17 protein-coding genes are annotated in these 18,010 nt (G+C 48.8%); 3 read left to right on the plus strand and 14 right to left on the minus strand.

Going from position 1 to position 18,010, the window contains the following annotated elements:
* Nucleotides 1-112 precede the first annotated feature (112 nt).
* From brnQ to dacB, 5 genes are all read right to left on the minus strand, one after another.
* Nucleotides 113-1,456, minus strand: coding sequence for a branched-chain amino acid transport system II carrier protein (gene brnQ / locus PMI05_RS28125; protein ID WP_007729310.1), 1,344 nt, complete (start codon nt 1,454-1,456; stop codon nt 113-115).
* Nucleotides 1,457-1,648: 192 nt separating this feature from the next.
* Nucleotides 1,649-2,338, minus strand: coding sequence for a YheC/YheD family protein (locus PMI05_RS28130; protein ID WP_007729312.1), 690 nt, complete (start codon nt 2,336-2,338; stop codon nt 1,649-1,651).
* Between the two features lie 38 nt (nt 2,339-2,376).
* The gene (panD, locus tag PMI05_RS28135) at nt 2,377-2,769 is read right to left on the minus strand and encodes an aspartate 1-decarboxylase (protein WP_039961544.1); all 393 of its coding nucleotides are present in this window, start codon (nt 2,767-2,769) and stop codon (nt 2,377-2,379) included.
* 83 nt (nt 2,770-2,852) lie between these two features.
* Complete coding sequence (locus PMI05_RS28140) at nt 2,853-3,917, minus strand: Ldh family oxidoreductase (protein ID WP_007729316.1); 1,065 nt, start codon at nt 3,915-3,917, stop codon at nt 2,853-2,855.
* 168 nt (nt 3,918-4,085) lie between these two features.
* Complete coding sequence (gene dacB / locus PMI05_RS28145) at nt 4,086-6,980, minus strand: D-alanyl-D-alanine carboxypeptidase/D-alanyl-D-alanine-endopeptidase (protein WP_007729317.1); 2,895 nt, start codon at nt 6,978-6,980, stop codon at nt 4,086-4,088.
* A 179-nt stretch (nt 6,981-7,159) separates the two neighbouring features.
* Here dacB and PMI05_RS28150 point away from each other — a divergent pair, with 179 nt between their 5' ends.
* Complete coding sequence (locus tag PMI05_RS28150; protein WP_007729320.1) at nt 7,160-7,702, plus strand: hypothetical protein; 543 nt, start codon at nt 7,160-7,162, stop codon at nt 7,700-7,702.
* A gap of 262 nt (nt 7,703-7,964) precedes the next feature.
* Here PMI05_RS28150 and PMI05_RS28155 read toward each other — a convergent pair whose 3' ends face one another.
* The 3 genes from PMI05_RS28155 to PMI05_RS28165 are packed head-to-tail and all read right to left on the minus strand — an operon-like array spanning nt 7,965 to nt 10,369.
* The gene (locus PMI05_RS28155) at nt 7,965-8,696 is read right to left on the minus strand and encodes an ABC transporter permease (RefSeq protein ID WP_007729323.1); all 732 of its coding nucleotides are present in this window, start codon (nt 8,694-8,696) and stop codon (nt 7,965-7,967) included.
* 12 nt (nt 8,697-8,708) lie between these two features.
* Nucleotides 8,709-9,458: an ABC transporter permease gene (locus PMI05_RS28160; protein WP_007729325.1), complete on the minus strand. Its 750-nt coding sequence runs from the start codon at nt 9,456-9,458 to the stop codon at nt 8,709-8,711.
* The gene (locus tag PMI05_RS28165) at nt 9,458-10,369 is read right to left on the minus strand and encodes an ABC transporter ATP-binding protein (protein WP_007729327.1); all 912 of its coding nucleotides are present in this window, start codon (nt 10,367-10,369) and stop codon (nt 9,458-9,460) included. Before PMI05_RS28165 ends, PMI05_RS28160 begins: the two co-directional genes overlap by 1 nt.
* A gap of 152 nt (nt 10,370-10,521) precedes the next feature.
* On the opposite strand from PMI05_RS28165, the gene PMI05_RS28170 reads away from it, so the two are divergent.
* Together PMI05_RS28170 and PMI05_RS28175 are read left to right on the plus strand one after the other, a co-directional pair.
* Nucleotides 10,522-11,235 (plus strand): response regulator transcription factor, encoded by a 714-nt coding sequence (locus PMI05_RS28170; protein WP_007729329.1) that lies wholly within the window; start codon nt 10,522-10,524, stop codon nt 11,233-11,235.
* Nucleotides 11,236-12,618, plus strand: a complete 1,383-nt coding sequence (locus PMI05_RS28175) for a sensor histidine kinase KdpD (RefSeq protein WP_007729331.1) — start codon at nt 11,236-11,238, stop codon at nt 12,616-12,618.
* Nucleotides 12,619-12,706: 88 nt separating this feature from the next.
* Here the strand turns inward: PMI05_RS28175 and PMI05_RS28180 are convergent, their stop codons facing one another.
* From PMI05_RS28180 to PMI05_RS28205, 6 genes are read right to left on the minus strand one after another with little or no spacing between them, the layout of a single operon-like run.
* Nucleotides 12,707-13,738, minus strand: coding sequence for an ABC transporter substrate-binding protein (locus PMI05_RS28180; protein WP_007729333.1), 1,032 nt, complete (start codon nt 13,736-13,738; stop codon nt 12,707-12,709).
* The gene (locus PMI05_RS28185; protein ID WP_039961545.1) at nt 13,735-14,493 is read right to left on the minus strand and encodes an ABC transporter permease; all 759 of its coding nucleotides are present in this window, start codon (nt 14,491-14,493) and stop codon (nt 13,735-13,737) included. The genes PMI05_RS28180 and PMI05_RS28185 overlap by 4 nt, the downstream gene beginning before the upstream one ends.
* Nucleotides 14,493-15,275 carry an ABC transporter ATP-binding protein gene (locus tag PMI05_RS28190; protein WP_007729340.1) on the minus strand — a complete coding sequence of 261 codons (783 nt, stop codon included), beginning with the start codon at nt 15,273-15,275 and terminating at the stop codon, nt 14,493-14,495. Before PMI05_RS28190 ends, PMI05_RS28185 begins: the two co-directional genes overlap by 1 nt.
* Nucleotides 15,260-15,940, minus strand: coding sequence for a thiaminase II (tenA, locus tag PMI05_RS28195; protein ID WP_007729343.1), 681 nt, complete (start codon nt 15,938-15,940; stop codon nt 15,260-15,262). The genes PMI05_RS28190 and tenA overlap by 16 nt, the downstream gene beginning before the upstream one ends.
* A 7-nt stretch (nt 15,941-15,947) precedes the next feature.
* The gene (locus PMI05_RS28200; protein WP_039961547.1) at nt 15,948-17,243 is read right to left on the minus strand and encodes an acetylornithine deacetylase; all 1,296 of its coding nucleotides are present in this window, start codon (nt 17,241-17,243) and stop codon (nt 15,948-15,950) included.
* On the minus strand, nt 17,236-18,009 hold the full coding sequence (locus tag PMI05_RS28205) for a thiazole synthase (RefSeq protein WP_007729347.1): 774 nt from the start codon (nt 18,007-18,009) through the stop codon (nt 17,236-17,238). Before PMI05_RS28205 ends, PMI05_RS28200 begins: the two co-directional genes overlap by 8 nt.
* Nucleotide 18,010 lies beyond the last annotated feature (1 nt).

An 18,010-nucleotide genomic window follows, 5' to 3' on the forward strand; every position in this document is an offset into this window, starting at 1 on the left:
ACGCTTTAGGCTTTAACACTTTTAATACGATTGATCCTTGAATAAAGTAACAAAATGCTTCTTCCACAACAAGAGAGCTTCGCAAAAACGAAGCCCTCTCTTACGTGCTGCCTTATTTTGATGGGGAAGTCGTTGTTCCTGTTCCTGTGCGGTTTGTCCTTTTCCGAAAATCGAGCAGAACACCGACAAAACCAGCAAATAACGCTGGCATGATCCAACCGGCCCCTTCCTTATAAAAAGGAAGAACACCCAAGATATCGTTCCAGCTCTGATTAAAAAATGTAAGATTCATCAAATCCACGACACCAAAAACCGTCACAACTGCGACAGTCGTCATATAAACAGACGAATGCGCAGGTATCCAGCGCTCTAGCAACGCCAACAAAATGAGCACGATAGCAATTGGGTAAATAGCGCCCAGGATCGGGACTGATACACTCAAAATCTCCGATAGGCCCAAGTTTGCGACTCCCATGCTCAGGACACAGAGAATCACTGCCCATCCTCTATAGGACAAACCTTTGAATCGTCCGTGAAAGTATTGGCTGCAAGAAGTTACGAGTCCAATCGATACACAGAGGCAGGCGACGGTAAAGATGACACCAAGAATCAGCGTACCGCTTGTCCCAAATAGCTGCCTCATGATAGCCGTCAGGAGCAGCCCCCCATTCTCCGGCCTACCTAAAGAGGCTCCGGATGAACCGAGCAGTCCCAAAATGACATAGATGAATGTCAGCAACATACCTGCTCCGAGCCCTGCTTTGATCATATTCGCAGACAGTTGCTTTTTGTCCTCGATTCCCTTGCTCCGCAGCGTATTAGCAATCACGATACCAAATACGAGTGCAGCCAAAGCATCCATAGTTAAATACCCGTCCAGAAAACCTTGCACAACTGGATTGGTGGCATATTTTCCTGTTGGTACCCCCGTTGGGCCTAGAGGTGTGAATAAGCTCTTGATGTAGATCAATGCAATCATGGTCAACAATGCAGGGGTCAGTATTTTCCCAAAGCGATCAATCAATTTGGAAGGAGTCAGACTAAACCAAAAGACAATACCAAAAAATACGATCGTATAGAGGAAAAGACTCCATGTGGAATCAGCGGCTTGTGCCGGCAAAAACGGCGCCATTCCCATCTCGTACGCGAGACTGCCTGCACGCGGGATAGCAAGTGCGGGTCCAATCGACACATAAATCAAAATAGGAAAAATAAGAGCAAAGCTTGGATGAACACGACTCGCCAATTGGTAAAAGCTCCCTGATTTTGCGATGGCAATCACCCCAAGGATAGGAAGACCGACAGCCGATAAGACAAAGCCCGCAATCGACAGCCAAACATAGGAACCAGCCTCTTGACCCAGATAGGGTGGAAAAATAAGGTTCCCTGCACCAAAAAACATCGAAAACAGCATAAAACTGACCAGCAACATTTCTTTCTTAGACAAGGTTATCATCGACGTGTATATTACCTCCCACCTTATTGAGAGGCATTCTATCAACTTTTGCGTCCCTTAGCTAGTAGCAACGCCATAGTTGTAATTGCAAGATCATTACCATTTTTCTCACTTTACTTAGAAGTAGAAAAACGGAGGAAACCACCTGCCCATATCTTACCTTTTGAACATCGACAAGTGGTTTTCCTCCTATCATTTTCGCATGGAGACAATTCGTTTGTAAAAGGACTGATCCTCCAGCTTTTGAAAGAGAGAAAGAGCAGGTCGGAAGTTGGCTTCAATAATCCACGGTTTGCCATCCACATCAATCCCTAGGTCCAAACCGATCTCCCGGAGTGTCGGATAGGCTCTTCCCAATCGATTAGCTACCGCCGCAGCAACCATGCGGATATCACTCAAGAGATGCGGGCCCGCGTCTATATTCGACAGCTTGATTGCCGTGCGGACGGGTAAAACTTTTCCACGACTGCGAGCCACATTTGTCACGACATAGCCCGGTCCTGCAAGCTTTGCACACCACCCCGTTATGACCCAAGGCTCCTTGTTGCTCCTTCGCTGGATCATGACACGTACATCAAAAGGCTTCCCGTTGATTCTACCGAGTGGGATACGTGGCTGGAGCAGGTATGTTTTTGGTCGAAACAACGATTCCACGTATCGGATCGTGGCCTCTTTCCCATCCACAAGACGACGACGACTCCCACTATGAACCAAATACTGCTCTTCTCCTTGCGCCGTTACTTGAATAATTCCTACCCCACCGCCGCCTCCCGAAGGCTTCAGCATCACGTGTGTAAACGCATCTGCATACTCCCATAGCTCTTCAGGAGAGTACACGCGGGTTTTGGGCAAAAACTCCTGCAAAAGTTCGTCTTTGACCATGTGCTTATGCTTGCCCCATTTTCCTACGTTTGGCGGTTTTATGGCAGTGTCTCTCCATTCTTTATCAGATGATGCTCCTCTATTTTCGTGATACGATTCTGTTCGTCCACAAACACGACCTTGGGAACGAGTTGTTCGATCTCGGATTCATTGTACATGCCCATACTCAAAATGATGACTAGATCTCCTGGCGAAAATAGGTGGGCAGGCGGACCGTTCAGACAAATGACTCCGCTTCCCGATACTCCGGGTAACGCGTATGTTTTCCAGCGCGTGGCATTACGCAAACTGGTTATTTGCACGATTTCATATGGCTTGATATCAGCCGCATCCATGAGAGCAACGTCAATTGTGATACTCCCCACGTAATCCAGTTCGGCCTGCGTAACTGTCGCCCTGTGAATTTTGCCTTTACACATGTGTCGTTGCAAAGCCGTTCACCCCTTTCCAAACCGATGACATTAGTCTATGTGCGATGTATTGTCCATGAAACCTCCTGCGATAGGAAATCTGGTTAGGGGATATGATACGCAGCCTGCAAATCGACTCCATAGGTGCAGCATAATTGGCTTAGTTCTTTCGTCAGATTCGGATCGAATGGAATTCCGTTTTCCATGTGTTCTTGCTTTTTACGGCCTTCGATCTCACCAGGTATGAAAATTTCGGATACTCCATCTTTCGTAGGTACACTTTTCACCTCACGAATGTATGCATCCATATTGGTGCAAAAATCCCGTAGTGGCATAAATCGTTCAATATCCACCGTCAAGAATAGATGTCCAACGTTTTGTGGATCATTCCAATTGTCATACAGGCTTTTTACATGTGGTCCCGTTGCTGCACCCGTTAGCAGCCCACACAAGATATCGATGAACATCGCCAATCCATAACCCTTTGCTCCCCCAATCGGCAAAAGTGAGCCTAGCAAGGCTTGTGTGGGATCAGTCGTTTCCTTCCCATTCGGATCGATGGCCCAATCGGCAGGAATCGTTGCCCCTTTTTTAACGGCTAAGGCGATTTTTCCTCTGGCAGCGACACTCGTAGCCATATCTAACATAAAGGATGGTTCTTCTCCTGCTGGTATTCCCACCGCAATTGGATTCGTTCCGAAAAAAGGGCGAATTCCTCCTGTAGGTGCCATTGCTTCGGGGGCATTGGAAAGGACAAGAAGAATCCTTCCTTCTGCGATCGCTCGTTCTGCATAGTACGAACAGGAGCCAAAGTGGTTGGAATGACGAACACCAACTACCCCGATTCCCATCTGCCGTGACAACTTGATCGCTTCCTCCAGTGCCGCAACCCCGACTACCGCACCCAGCTGGTTTTTGCCGTCTACCAGTGCTGTTGCTCCCTCCTGTTTCCATACCACTGGCTCATCTTTCAATTCGATCAAGCCTGCTTCGATTCGTTGGATGTAAATCGGCAGCCTCGCCAACCCATGGGACTCTATGCCGCGCAAATCAGCATGGACGAGAGATTCTGCGACTAGCCGTGCATGCTCGCGTCTTGCACCTGCCTGTAAAAGCACTTCTGTTACGACTTGCTCCAAACGCTTCCAATGAAAGAGTGCAGGGTGCATCTTCTCTTTTTCCCCTCCTTCATCGCTGTTCTGTGCTTCGCCTGCTTCCTAATCTGAATATAGATATGTCACGCGCTGATTGACCGCTACAGGCATTGACCCAGTTCAGTCGACGATTCCAACAGAAAAAGGAGCTCCCGCTATTGGGGCTCCTTTTTTGCGATACTCCTATTCATAACTAGCCAGTATCGTGATGATCTGGTCCTGCATCTTGGTAAACAGCTCTTCATCCTCGACATAACCATTAAACATAATCGATACGATGAGCTTCTCCCCGCCTTTGGTCGTGAGATAGCCAGACAGTGTGTTCACGCCCGTCATCGAACCTGTTTTCGAATGAAGATTATTAGCGGCAGGCGTTTCCTTCAAGCGGTTTTTCAGTGTGCCATCGATTCCCGCTATGGGTAAAGATTCATCATAAGTGGCAAATGTCGATTCCTTTGTCATTCCCTCAAGTACGGATGCGATCTGCCGAGCAGAAATAAGATTGTAGCGCGTCAATCCTGATCCATCCATCATGTCGAAGGTGGTATTCCCGCCGAGCGAAGATACGGTTTCCAGGACGACCTCTGCCCCAGCGGATGCGCTTCCTTTCCCTTTCTTTGCGGCTCCGAGTGTCTTGAGAAGCATTTCGGCGTAGTAATTATCACTTCGCTTGTTGAGGTACTGAACGATTTCCTTCAGCGGCAGTGACTCAAATTGTGTCCATTTCACTGCTGTTGCAGGAACTGGCTGGATCAACACTTCACTTTTCGGAGCAAACGCAATTCCTTCTTGCTCCAACGTTTCCTTAAGCACGGTCCCCACGTACTTGGCTGGCTCTTCCACTGGTACGCGCTCGTAATCCCCTTCGTGATCAAGCGGGAGGTTTCCTGACAGTCTGATTATATTTGTGCCACGATCACGCAAGATAGCAAACGTATTTTCTTCCTCTTTTTGTACGGTCTTGGCTTCATTGCTCACTTGCACATAAGCTGTTTTGGGAAGCACGTTGATTTCCACTGGTTCGCCAGCATCGTTAGCGGGCTTGAATTCGATCATGACCGTTCCACGGTTCAGTGCTAGAGCCCCAATGGTCGGGTTGTAATAGTAGCTCTCGTCATCCCATGCCCAGCCGAGGCCAAGCCGTTGTTGGTCAAAGTAGCTGTCATCCATCACGAGATTCCCGTTGATACGCGTGATTCCTTGTTGCTTGAGCCACCCTGCTATTTTTTCAATCGACACACCTTCCTGCACTTGTAGCGCATTCTCTGTGTGCAAAGTAGGGTCACCGTATCCTTTCACATACAGATTGCCTTGTTGTACGCCCGTAGAGGTGATCGATGCGTCTCCATACACTTCCGTTTTGAATACGTAATCCGAACCTAGCTGGTTCAATGCTGTGGCAGTCGTCAGCAGCTTCAGATTCGATGCTGGGGTAAGCAGTGTGTCCGCATCCCGTTCGTATAAAACAGGGTCACCTGATGAATCCAACGATTTGACCATGATTCCTGCCGTTACACCTGCTGCTTCTGGCGTATCGAGGATGGGATCGATCAAAGCAGAGAGTGGGTACGTCTTTTTCTCTGGAGGGCTGAAACCTTCCGGAGCTGCGATATCCGGGTAGGTTGTTAACAAAATTCCGATTCGATCCTGTAGCTCCCTCGCATACTTCGATTTATAGATGCCGTTGATCAAAATCGAAAAGGCCAGCTTATGACCATTTTTTGCCGTTACATAACCCGACATGGTATTGACACCGCTTAACGAACCTGTCTTCGCAAACAAATTCTTTTCCGCACTTGTTCCTTTCATGCGGTTTTTCAAGGTGCCGTCCACTCCTGCGATTGGGAGTGATTTTTCCAGTTCCGTTCGATATTCTTGCTCCTGCAAAAAGATGAGGGTTTCGATCATCTGCTCTGGGGTGATCATATTAAATCTCGATAACCCCGAGCCATCTACCTGGCGATAGCCTGACTCAATGCCAGCGCGCTTCATCACGTCCGCTATAGCTTCACTGCCTGCCTCAAAGCTGCCCTCGCTTTTCTGAGTAACGCCCAGCGTCTTTACAAGCATCTCGGCATAGAAGTTGTCACTATCCTTATTGAGCTCCACCGTGATCTCAGCCAACGGTTTGGACAAGTGGGTATAAAGCGGTACTCCGCTTTGCAGCACTGTCTTTTTCATTTCTGTCTTTGGATGTAAGGCAATCCCTTGTTTCAGCAACTGATCCTTCCATAGATCGCCCACATAAAAAGCCGGGTCTTCCATCGTGACATCTTCATCATAAGGAGCTGCTTGTATCCCGATCGTACCGGATACGATGATTTCATTTTTTCCGCGCGGACGCTCGACGAGCACGTTGCTCACCTTGCCCTCTGTCGTTTTCAACTGGTTTGTGACTGTTATGTATGTGGTAGCCGGATTCATGGTCAGGACGGGGGCATCATTCACCGTTTTACCAGGGGTTGCAGTTAGCGTCGTAAAGTTTTTATTTACGGCTAATCCACTTACCTGAGCGCTGTACCCATACGGTTCGTCATCCCACATCCAGCTCGTGCCCAATCTGGTCTCATCGAAATAGCTGTCATCGAGAAGCAGGTTTCCATTGATTCGTTTGATCCCCAAATCTTTGATGGCTTTTGCCATTTGCTGCAAATCCTCTGGGGTCAGGCTAGGATCCCCATAGCCTTTTAAAATCAAATCTCCTTGCAAAATGCCACCGTTATTTACCTTTCCTGAAACAAACACCTCAGTCTTCCACTGATAATCCGGCCCCAGCTTATCCAGACCCGCTATTGTCGTAAACAGCTTCATGTTGGAAGCCGGGATAAAATTACGTTCGGCATTGTGCTTATATACGTACTTTTTGTCGGTTAGATCATAGACCGCGACTCCAGCGTAAATCCCCTTGCTATTCTCATCGTTTTTCAAATCGGCGAGGAATTTTTCTATGCTGAGTGCAAGAGGACTAGAAGAAGTGACCTCTTCCTTGGCTAGCGCAGGTGAAGCTGCTACCTGCAACAAGAGAGCCAACACAAAAAACCACGTACCGACACGTCGAAAAGCAAACAAATGATTCATGATAACCTCCTTGTCATAGTCTGGGCGATTTCAACCAACAAATCACAGTACGCCATCATGATAGCACGTATTCTATTTATTCGGAATATTACCATTATACTAAAACTCTACAGGCATGAACGATTACCATTCCGTTCATACTACCTTCAAGACTTCTTTTGTTTGGAGGAAATGGTTTCATGCTCTATCGATTGCTGCTCAGTTTGTCACTTCTCTGCGCCTTTTCATTCCCCGTCCATGCCCAAACCGACATCGGGCGTCTACAAGTAGATCGCTCCTCCTATTCTTCCCTTGCGGAGCTCGTCAAAAAGTGCGACTTGATCGTCATCGCGTGGGTTGACAGTGCCCATCGGACGTATCCAACGGGACGCACCATTCCCCAAGGCAAGATCGTGAACTATACGCAAAGACTACAGGTAAAAAAGGCCATAAAAGGTACAGCATCCAGACTATTAACAGTGATTAGCACTGGCGTAGAGCCGCTCCCCGACGCCTCCAGTCCGCTCAACCTACAATATCCTGGGCCGCTGGCGGAAGGGAATTATATGTTGTTCTTACGTAAAGTGAGCGGATCACAGCTATACAGTACAGCAGGTCTCTGGCAAGGCGTTTATCCAATCTATCAAGGAAAAACGATTGCGCTTTCCAATCTTGGTTTTACTGAACTGAACCAACTGTCACAAGAAGAAGCCATCCGAAAAATAACAGCGATATCCCGCTAACGCCACAGCAAAAAACCGCTCTAGTAAACGAGCGGTTTTTTGACGTTGCCATCATGTGCTGTCAGTTGCGCATCACGTAGATGAAAATCACCATAGACACAGCACAAGCGAGTACGCTGAGAATAAACCCCCAGATCACCCATTTGCTATTCGTCTTGTTTATGTGTTTGTCGTCCATGGAAACTTCTCCTCATTCAAGCATTCACCTTCTATTATAAGGTTGTTTGACAAGAAAGGGAAACCGTTAATGTGGCGAAAACTGTTAAAGACCTGCTCTCGTAAGACGACGAATTCCAAGTACACAGCCACTCGTTACGAACAGGACACACATGACGACAAACGTCCCCAGCTCTCCTAGCGACAAACTCTCTTGGCTGAGCACGCCCATGCCAATTGTTAAAAGCGACAGAGGAAAAAACATCCCCAGCCCAGACACATACAAGCCCAGCCCTACAAAAACAGTGCAAACACTAATGCCTACTGGTACAGCAAAGCTCTGTATCCGCGTGGAAAGCCACAGTTGGAAGGCGATGATGGTGAACGAAGCCAGCCAGCCTCGCGTGATCCATCCGAACACTTCAGGAGGAAACGAAAAATGTGCGTGTAGTCCAGCGATGAAACCCGCGCAAATATACAACACGAGGAAGAAAAGCTGCACAACAAAAAGGAGAACGCCAACCACCACCAGCTTCGCGATAAAAATCGTTGGAGTCGATACAGGTGCTGTCAGTATCACGTTCCAGTTACGGTTTGCATGCTCCAGTCGGCACACGAACGAACAGCAGATCGCGATGAGAATGGGCAAGAAAAATTCTCCGTAGAACAAGCTCACCTGCGTCCACAGGCTGTACCAGCCATTTTGCAGGATCGCTTGGTTCATCCAGTAGTTGGCGAAGCCGATCAACGTACTGAATACAGGAAGGACAAGCAAAACGAGCCATATACGAGAACGACGCAGTTTTACCCATTCTGCTCCCAAACATTTGATTAGCATACAAGGTCCTCCCTATATGTCTTGCCGGGATACGTGAATGCTCCCAGCTAGGTAGAATGCGATGCCCATGAGTACGACGATGATCGGCAAATGAACGCCGACTTCGCGTGTAGTAAACAGCATGGTTTCGTTCACGTACTGATACGTAACGGGCGAAAAGTCTACATAGTACGACCAGATGAAAAGGCGTCCGACTTGTGGCGGAAACAAGGCCGCTGTCATGCCAATGAATCCCCCGATCATCCCGAGGCATAGGCTAAATGCCTGATTTTTGATGGCGAGAGATATCCATTGTTGCAGAGCAATCACCACGAGATTCGTCAGCGTAGTCCCCGCTACAAAGCGGAGTAATAGGCCAATAGGGACGGGCTCTGCTAAACCATAGCCAATGCCAAATGCAACGATCGCCAATGTCTGTAGAATGACGGCACTCCCCATCAAAACAGTCGCAGAGACGAATTTTGCCGCATAAACCGCTTTCTGGCTGACAGAGGCAGCCATCAGCAGCTTCCATGTACGCCCTTTATGCTCCATATCACAAATCCGTGAAACAATGACAGCCGAACCGATCGGCAAAAACAATCCATTCATGGCTGTAATCGTGACCAGAATGGCGCTCCACGCTGCGGCATCCGGATTTTTTGTCATGGAGATACTGACAGCCATAAACCCCCATGCTAGTTCGATGCTCAAAAGAATGACTAGCATGAGAAACAAGCGCTTATGTCGAATTTTATAAAACTCAAGCCAAAGCGTCCTCATTACAAGCTCCCCTCCTTGCCTGTAAGGGAGAGGAAAATGCTCTCTAGGCTTTTTTTGTGCTCTTCAATGCGATAAACATCAAGGCCCGCCATAATCAGCGCCCGGTTTGTCTGCGCTACCTCCTTATCCCCCATGCCTTCCATGACCAGGTAGCCATCTTGGAGACTTGGAGAAAACTCCATATCTTGAAGAACTTTTCTCGCTTTTTCATTGTCCTGCGTTTTCATCCAAACATGAGGCTGACTATTCCTTTGCAGCTGCTCCTTACTCCCTTGGAACAGCAGTTTCCCCCCGTGAATAATGCCGATGGATGTGGCCACTTGCTCGATTTCCGAGAGCAGATGGCTGGAAAGCAAGACGGTCATTCCATACTGGTGTGGCAACGATTGAATCAATTCCCGAATTTCACCGATTCCTGCCGGGTCCAGACCGTTTGTCGGTTCGTCGAGAATGACGAGCTTTGGAAAATGCAGCAAAGCCATGGCAATTCCCAGTCGCTGCTTCATCCCAAGCGAATACTGATCTACTTTTTTGTTCTGTTGTTTTTCCAGACGGACGATTTGTAAAGCCTTCTCTACATGTTTGTTGGGGACATCTCGCAACCGCTGCATAACGCGCATATTTTCCAGACCGGTAAGATGACCGTAATAGGAAGGAGCCTCGATCAAGGAACCCGTCTGACTCAAAATTTCAAGTCGGTTCCTGCTAAAATCCTTCCCGAATATGGACACACTCCCGTCAGTCGGCTTGACTAATCCTAACAGCATTTTAAGAGTCGTCGATTTTCCCGCACCATTTGGACCGAGGAAGCCATAGACCTCCCCTTCTCCTACCGAAAGATTCACCCGTTCGACGGAATAGACCCCTCCATAGCGTTTTGAAAGGTTTTCTGTTCGAATCACCGTATTCATCTTTTCTCGCTCCTATCTGTTGGTCTCTCCTACGAAATCATAGAGTCCCAACCCGTCGATAAGCTGACAAGAATCTTACAACAACCTTAAATCGACTCCGAGTGGGTAGAACACACAAATCGTACGAGTATAATGAATACGGGTGATTCAATATGGAAGAGTGGAAACAGAAAAAAGTGCTCATCGTGGAAGATGAGCTTGAAATCAGAAATATGATTGATGGATTTTTGCGTAAGGAAGGATTCTCTCGGATTTTTCATGCGGGTAGTTATAAAGAGGCGTTAGTGATATGTGCTTCGGACAAGCCAGATGTCGCGATCCTGGATGTCATGCTGCCTGATGGAGATGGATTTGGACTTTTGACTTCGATCCGTCGTTTCTCGCAAATCCCTGTCATTTTTCTGTCAGCGAGAGGCGAAGATGAAGATCGATTGCTCGGACTTGGCCTGGGCGCTGACGACTATATCGTGAAGCCATTTTTGCCGCGCGAGCTCGTTCTTCGTCTCCTGGTCATTTTACGACGCGTTTACGCTCCTCCCCAAATCGATCGTCTGCCCGTTTTCCAGCTTGGTGAGAGTACAATCGATTTGGAGGCGGCAATCGTGACGAGAGATCACCACGAGTACGCTTTGACCGCCAAGGAACACGCACTCTTGCGAAAACTCTATGAAAATCGGGGACGAATCGTCACGAGCGATGCCCTGTGCCAATCCGTATGGGGTGACGATTACTACGGGTATGAAAACACGTTGATGGTTCATATGCGGCGCATTCGCGAAAAGATCGAGCCATGTCCGTCCACCCCAGAATATTTGCTGACGGTAAGAGGACTCGGATACAAATTACTTGTAAAGGAAGAGTTGTAGATGGATGGAGCCGCACGGATTTTACGTCGTTATACAGGTGCTTCTATCCTGATCGCCGTCTTTTTGCTTATCGTCAATTACATCATTCTCGGCACATTTGTTTTCAAAGGCATGAACGAAGGATCTCCTCCCATTCACGTCACACAGGCTGTCGCAGAAGGTCTCTACAAGAACGGTTCCCACTATACGTTGGAAGCGAATGCACAAGAATGGTTGCAAAAAAGCCAGGCTTGGGCCATGCTGATTGCGAACGATGGGAAGGTCATTTGGGACTACGCCATACCGGACCAATTGCCCCGCACCTATTCTCTGGCAGAAGTGGCGCAGTTCTCGCGAAATTACTTACAGGACTATCCTGTTTTTGTTTGGGAGCATGAGATGGGGCTGGTCGTCGTGGGCTACCCGAAGGACAGTCTCAGCAAGTACCAGTTTCATTTCCCGATCAGTTGGATAAGCGATTTGCCGTATCGATTACTGGTTTTGCTTTTCGGAAATATCATACTCGCCGCTCTTCTCTCGCTATTCATTGGCTCTCGACTCATTCGGGCAATCCGCCCTCTGATTAGCGGCATTCACGCTCTGTCTGAAGATCAGCATACACATGTCGAGGCAAAGGGAATGTTCAGCGGGATTGCTAGAAGCATTAATCATGCATCGTCGCTTCTGCAAGAGAAGAACGCTTTGCTAAAAGCCAGAGACGAAGCACGCTCGAACTGGATCGCAGGAATTTCCCATGATATACGCACGCCTTTATCGATGGTGCTCGGGTATGCGAGTGAATTGGAAGAGAGCAATGCGGTGCCTTACGAGCAGCAGCAAAAAGCAAGCATTATTCGAAAGCAAGGGGAAAAGCTCCGGTCTTTGGTCAGCGACTTGAATCTCGTTTCCATGCTGGAATACGAAATGCAGCCCATTCACACCAAACCGATTCGGCTATCGACACTTGCGCGGCAAATTGTCACTGACTTTTTGAACAATGATTTGGCAGAGACGTTTACCATCGAGCTGGATGTCACGACTGAGCAATGCTTCGTGATGGGCGATGAGAAACTTCTTGTCCGCGCCATCACGAATCTAGTCCAAAACAGCATCGCGCATAACCCATCAGGCTGTCACATCCACGTACAAACGAGCCTGTCACCCAACCAGCGCAATGCTCTTCTGATTATCACTGACAACGGAAAAGGCATAGAACAAAGCATGCTGCCTGACTTGGTGGAATTGCCTTATTCGTCAAAAAGAAAATCTCCCTTACACAATGGTCATGGTCTCGGTTTGCCTATGGTTGCACGTATTGCTGCCGCTCATCATGGACACCTGCTGTTAACAAGCGATACAGGAAAAGGAATGACAGCAGAACTTTGCCTCCCCCTCTGCTCCTAAAAGGAAGACATCATAGAGAAAGCACCTCCTCTGTCTCGCCAATGGAGAGTAGACTCTCAAGAGCGTGCAAAGGGGTGCTTTTTACTGATTACTTCACGAGATCGCGCATGATCTCTTCTGCTTTGATGTCAGTTGTTATCAGCTTCTCTTTTTTCATCCAATCAATCAGTGTTTGCCAAGATTCGGCCGTCTGGTATCCAAAAGGCTTTTCTCCCGCATCCATCAACGGAATGAGGATATCCAAGCTCTTGGTCTCAATGTCTTTTTCCAGCGGGAAATCCGTAGCCTGTTTGGTAAACAACAAATCGAGTGCCTTTTCCTTATTATTTTTCACATAGTCCTGTCCCTTGCCAATCGCACGCAGGAAACCTTCCACAGCTTTCTGTTTTTTGCCCAAAGTCTCGTCACTTGTCGCCAATACGAGCTCATAGTAGTCTGGAACACCAAACTCAAAAGGCTTGAACACATTGACTGGAACGCCGTGCTTCTCCAATATCGGTTGCTCATGGTTGATATAGCCACCTACCACTGCATCGACTTTTTTGGCCGTCAACGCTGGGACGATGTCAAAGCCGATATCCGTGAAGGTCAGTCCGGAATCATCGCCACCACCATGCTTCACAACTTGACGTACGATCGATTCATCAAGTGGAAGTGATGGATAACCGATATTTTTTCCAGCCAACTTCTGTGGAGTATCGATTCCACTGTCTTGGCGCGTCATGATCACGTTTAACGGATGACGAACAAGTGCACCTACAGATACGACAGGGACTCCTTCGGCACGAGCTTGGATGAGCTGTGGTTGATAACTGATTGCCAAATCTACTTTGCCCGCAGCCGCCATCTTCAACGGATCATTGCTGTCTGAAGGCATTTGCATGGTCACCTTGAGGTTCTCGTCTTTGAAGTAGCCTTGCTCCTCAGCGACATACAAGAAGGAATGTACAGCATTCGGATACCAATCGAGCGCAATGGTAAGCTCAGTCGGCTCCGCTCCTTTATCAGCAGGGGCTTGCGTCTGACCAGCATCGGTGCTCGCCTGATTGCCGCAAGCAGCAAGACCTGTTGCCAATGTGAGTGCCATAAATGCTTTCGTCCATTTGTTGAAAGGTTTCATTGTTGTTCTCCTTTGATTTTCATATGCGGGGAAAAATGACGTTCGACTCGTCCAGCCAGCCAAAACAGCAGCATGCCTAGAATGGAGAGCAACAGGACCGAAGCAAACAACGCGGGAGCCTGAAAATTGCCAGATGCCCGTCTGCCAAAGTACCCGAGTCCCTCGCTCGCTCCCAGCCATTCCCCAATCGTCGCCCCAGCCACACTGTAGGTAGCTGCCACTTTGAGACCACTGAAGAAATGGGGTAAGCTCGACGGGAGTTGCAGCTTGGTGAAAATTTGTCCGTTCGTTGCCCCCATCGTTTTTAACAGCTGGAGCATTTCCTTGTTTGTTGAGCGAAGTCCATCATACGTGTTGACGACGATCGGAAAGAAAGTAAACAGAATCGTAACAGCGATTTTTCCAGATAAATCATACCCGAACCACAAAATGAATACGGGTGATAATGCTATAAGGGGGATCGTTTGGGAGATGACGATATACGGATAGACCAAGCGCTCCACAATCCGACTGCGAATCATCGCAAATGCAAGGGAGATTCCAAATACAATCGAGATCGATAGCCCCAGTAACACTTCCTTTAACGTCGCCCAAAGATGTATGCCTACTAAAGAGGTACGTAAATCCCACAACGATACGACCACAGCGCTAGGCGGCGGTAAAATGAATGGCGGCACTCCGAAGAAGCGACAACCAGCTTCCCACGCCAAGAGAAAAATGGCGATGGAGATGCCAAACCAAATGCCTCTCCCCATCATGCTTCTCTCCTCAACGGCTTCATTGCTGCTTGGCGATCCTGTCGAAGCAGTTCCCAAATTTGTTCACGCAATGCCAAAAATCCAGCTTGGTTGCGACTGCTCACCGTTCGTGGTCTGCTCACCGGAACGGTTAATTCGATCGGCTTAGTGATCGGACTACCTAAAAGCACAATAATACGATCTGCAAGTAAAATGGCTTCGTCGATGTCATGTGTAATCATCAGCATCGTACTGCCTGTTTCCTGCCACTTTTCCATCAGCCACTCTTGCATGTCCATTCTCGTAATTCCATCCAATGCACTAAACGGCTCATCCAATAGCATCATCTCTGCACCAGAAAACAACGCGCGCAAAAAGGAAACTCGCTGACGCATTCCACCAGAAAGCTGAGCTGGATAGCTGTCAGCCCAATCCTGAAGCCCGTACCTAGGCAATTGCTGTCTGGCACGCTTATGCGCTTCTTTTTTCGTCATACCTTTGATTTCTAGCGGCAAAGCTGCATTTTCGACAATCGTACGCCATGGCATGAGCAAATCACGTTGGGGCATATAGCCGACCTGCCCCAAACGATTTGCTACCGGTACACTGCCGAGCCTGATTTCGCCTTGTCCCGGCTCAAGAAGACCTGCGATGAGTTGAAACAAGGTGCTTTTCCCGATCCCGCTCGGACCGATCAAGCTGACAAACTCCCCTTTTTCCACACGCAGATCAAAATGATCAAGAATCTGCTTGTCGCCATACGAAAAGCTGACGTCGGCGAAAGCTAGTTGTTCTCCCACGGCCACATTTCCTCTCTGTAGGACATGTCCCAGAACATGTACTCCATTTTGGAGGTGTTGACAAAATACTCTTCCAGTTTGGCCAGCTCTTGCTCACTCTTACCTTCCGCCAATTGGTTCATGATATCAATCAGCCAGATCGCCAACTGACCAAACTCATCGGAGCTGTACATGCGCACCCATTCACCGTACAGTTCGTGATCTAGCGCTCCTTCTACTTGAGCCAAGCGCTTGCCGATCTCCCAATAGCTCCATGTGCATGGGAGTAGGGCACTCACCAATTCTGCCAACGACCCTTGATGAGCGACACGCAGCATGTAGCTGGTGTACCCGAGCATCACAAACGAAGGCTCTGTCGCTTCCAGCTCCGCGCGAGAGATACCAAAGCGCTCGGCATATTGACGATGCAGCTCCATCTCGGTGTTCAGCGTCGATTCTTGCAAAGCAGCGAAGCGAGAGCTTGTTTCCAGATCGTACGCCTTCACACTCGCAATCGCGAACATTTTCGCGTAATCAATCAGATAGATGTAGTCTTGTTTCATGTAATATTTGAATGCACCAACGGGCAGGCTGCCATCGCCAAGTCCGGTGACGAATGGATGTTGATGAACACGCTCCCAGATCGGGGCTACACTTTTTCTCAAACGCTCAGTAAAGGTTGTCATGCGATACTCACTCCTTCGCTTCCTTTGGGGTATTGCACCAGGTGGCCATAAATCGGGCCATAATCTGGGCAAAATGAACGAGCTGGTCAGGATCAATCGATTCATCAACGGCATGTGCATGCGTTAACTCACCGGGTCCGAATAGGACAGCCGGAATGCCTCCATGCGCAAACCAGCCTGCATCGGTCACCGTAGGCGACATATTAACGATAGGCGCTTGATGCATGTGACTTTCATATGCGGATTGCAGCGTTGCCAACCCCGGATGTTTCGTATCCAACTCCAGTGAAGGGAAGATTTCACCGCGCTCCTCAATCATCGAACGTCCACCCCAGCGGAATGTTGGCGGATTGTCTCTCAACCAAAGATCAGCTGCTGCTGCACGCCCGACGTGGTCCTCGATCTCTCGAATAATCTCTTCGTGGGATTCGTTCGGATAAAAATGAACGGTAATCCATAGAGCGCAACGGTCTGCGATGAACGCAGCGTGACGACCTCCCTCGATGACTGCGGGATTGATCGTATTGCTACCTGCCGGGAAGCCGGGGTAGGACTTCATGACAGCCCAGTCCCGCTCCAGCTCCTGTAGTGCGGTGATCACCTTCATCATTTTTTCAATGGCAGAAGCTCCCCGAACGCGTCCGCCTGCATGAATCGTCTGCGCGCGCATTCCGTCATGCAGCGTCGTCGGACTCTCAATCGTGATCCAGCCTGTAATGACCCCACCCTGCCCTTGCATTTGGAGATTGCTCGTATCCACTACAACGGCGTAGTCAGCCTGATAGCCACGCTCAATAGCGACCAATGTCCCCGCTTCACCTGCTTCTTCTCCGATGACGGATTGAAAGAGCAGATCACCTTGGAGCTCCACTCCGTGTTCGCGCAGCATTTGGATCGCAAACAAGCTCGCTGCGAGTCCGCCTTTCATATCCGCAACTCCACGGCCGTACAGGCGTCCATCCTTGCCATGTGTCAGAGCAAAAGGTGGATAGTTCCACCCCGTGTCATTTCCGACTTCAGCTACATCGATATGCCCGTTGACAATCAAGCTGTTTGCCTGTGTAGAAGCAATCCCTGATAACCGACCGACGATATTGTCGTCTCCTGGATATACCGTCCAGCGATCGACCTCGAATCCCATCGCTTGCAGTCTGTTGGCGATTACTCCTTGTGCGGCATCGCTGTTTCGCGCGGGAGGACTTACAGTCGGATGAGAAACGAGCTCTGCCAATAATGCGAACAGCTCTTCTTTGCGGCTGGCAATGGATTCTACCGCTTCTGTCAGTCGATCCACTCTACTCAATCATCCCTTCAATCGGGCTACTTGCGGACGCGTAACGCTTTTTCGCGATACGGCCTGCCAGGAAGCCTTTGCGACCTGCTTCCACTCCGAGCTTCATCGCTTCTGCCATCAGGACAGGATTTTCAGCGAGGGCGACTGCTGTATTCAACAAGACACCGTCAGCACCCAGCTCCATCGCTTTCGCGCAGTCCGCTGGCGAGCCAATTCCTGCATCCACAATTATCGGTACTTTGGCATCCTCGATAATAAAGCGGAGGTTGTTTTCGTTGACAATCCCTTGTCCGGAGCCAATTGGTGACGCACCTGGCATAACCGCATGTACGCCAACCTCTTGCAGACGTCTAGCAAGAATCGGGTCGTCATTGGTGTAGGTCAGTACGATAAAGCCTTCTTCCACCAAGATTTTCGAAGCCTCGAGCGTGCCAATCGGGTCGGGGAGAAGTGTTTTCGGGTCTCCAATAACTTCGACCTTGATCATGTCACACAGGCCAGATGCTTTAGCCAAACGGGCAATGCGCACTGCTTCTTCTGCTGTATAGGCACCTGCTGTATTTGGTAGCAGGGTGAATTTTTTCAAATCGAGTTGTTCCAAAAAGTTTGGTTCTTGCGGATTTTCCAAATTCAAGCGACGAATCGCAAATGTCAAAATTTCTGCTTCCGACACCTCTACTGCTTTCCCTTGTGTATCCAAGTCAGCGAATTTACCTGTCCCGAGAAGCAAACGGGAACGAAACTCGTAAGGTCCAATTTTCAATGTATCCATCATG

It is taken from the genome of Brevibacillus sp. BC25, assembly GCF_000282075.1.
GTDB lineage: Bacteria > Bacillota > Bacilli > Brevibacillales > Brevibacillaceae > Brevibacillus.